Origin of the sequence: Bacillus sp. 2205SS5-2, assembly GCF_037024155.1 — a bacterium.
Taxonomy (GTDB): Bacteria; Bacillota; Bacilli; order Bacillales; family Bacillaceae_K; genus Bacillus_CI.
Map to the genome: position 1 here is coordinate 1 of NZ_JAYKTS010000065.1, position 1,773 is coordinate 1,773.

The 1,773-nt window shown below is 34.7% G+C and carries 1 protein-coding gene; it reads right to left on the reverse strand.

Annotation, left to right across the window (positions count from 1 at the left end):
• Positions 1-231: 231 nt before the first annotated feature.
• On the reverse strand, positions 232-1,116 hold the full coding sequence (locus U8D43_RS20795; protein ID WP_335873062.1) for a DUF4097 family beta strand repeat-containing protein: 885 nt from the start codon (positions 1,114-1,116) through the stop codon (positions 232-234).
• Positions 1,117-1,773: the final 657 nt, after the last annotated feature.

Below are 1,773 nucleotides of genomic sequence, written 5' to 3' on the forward strand. Positions count from 1 at the left end.
GAGGTAGATATCCAAAAATCAAAACCAGCTTAAATCAAGTAATGGTGCCATAGCCAATCTTTAAAAATGGTCATTCCATTTTAGGGAGGGTGCTTTTTTGTGTCAAAATCAGCATCAAAACCCATTTTCGTATAAAAGAGCCATACAAAAATAACACAAAGGCATACAACCTAAGGATCTTACTCTGTTGCAAAAATAACCTTACTTAAATAGAATCCCAATTTCACAGGATTACTGCATGAGGAAATCCCCCGATGAAGTGCGAACCTGCAACGAATAATCTCCTGCACCCTTAGTTCCCAGTACAACATGGTCGGTATTCTTTTCATATTCGATTCCCTTCACGTGAATATCGGCTTCTCCAGAGCTTCCTTTGAAGTCAAGGTTGAAGGATGAAGGTTCAATTTGGTACGACAGCTTTACGGAACCACTTGAAGTCTTCGCCTTTAAATGACCTGTTAATTCATCATATAGAAGGTTAATATCACCAGAGCTTGATTCAACGTGAAGATTCCCCTGATAACCACATATATCAATTTTTCCTGAGGAAGAAGAAGCTTCTAATTGACTACCACCAAATTTCCGCATAATAATATCTCCACTACTTGTTTCAAGTTGCGTAAATCTAGCTTGACCACCGGTTAGAATCATATCTCCGCTAGAGGCTGATAGTTTAATAGCTTCTGTTTCTTCAATATCCTTCACTCTTATATCACCTGAGCTTGTTTTTAACTCGATATTCTTACTTTTGACTAAGTGGAGCTCAATTTCTCCTGAAGACGTCTTAACCAATAAAGACTCATAGATTTTCTTTGGTATAAATAAATCCAATGTTAGCCTTACAACGATCACACCAAATGGAGCCGAAAACTTCTTTCTTTCCATTTCAACTGACAGAAAATCATTTACTTGCTTTACCTGCAGATTGAAGTGATCTTTCACTCTTTCACTAACCTCTCCTCTCAGCTTAATGTCAATGTTGTCTTTATCACTTGGCAACACATTCACATCCATAGAAGATCCCTGAACAGAAATATTCCGAATTTGCTTTCCTTCAACACTTGCATCCTCTTTAATTGGTACCACATTTAATGAAAAAATATCTTTTAAAGCCAATATACTCACTCCTAATTCATAATTTTCTATTAACTGAATTTTATCATATTTCCGCAAATTAACTTCCCTCTATGTAAGGAATTCTTCTCCTTCTTAAGGCGGAAAAAATTAAACAATATACTGACATTTCATTTCAATGGGTAGTCACCATGAACTAATTTGGAAAATATATCGGTTTAAAAAGATCAGAACAATCTATACAACGTAGAAAACGAGATGAATAGATACTAGTAGAGTGGTATAAACTTCTATAAATCACGAAAACTCATTTGGTTTGCATTATTGCTATTGAACATAGCGGTTATTTATCATGTTAGTTAACTCAGCAACAAAAAAACCTACTGTAATAATAGGTTTTAGATTAACTAGGCAAGTTTATTCTGCTTTTTATGATAAGCTGTTGTTTTAAAAAATGTTACTTTTCGGAACAATCTTTATGCTCTTTAAAAGATAGATTTCAGGGGATTTCCCTCTCTATTTTTGAACAAAATCAAACCAAAAACAGACGAAAAGAGCTTCTTCGCTGTTTAAAATGATTTACCCCTGTCCATACTGGTTACTAAAATAGTAGAACTAGTAGGTGATTCGGAATGAAGGTAGAAATCCAAGATATTGATAGTCTCTTTCATATTACAGAACCATGGTATATCGAAACCT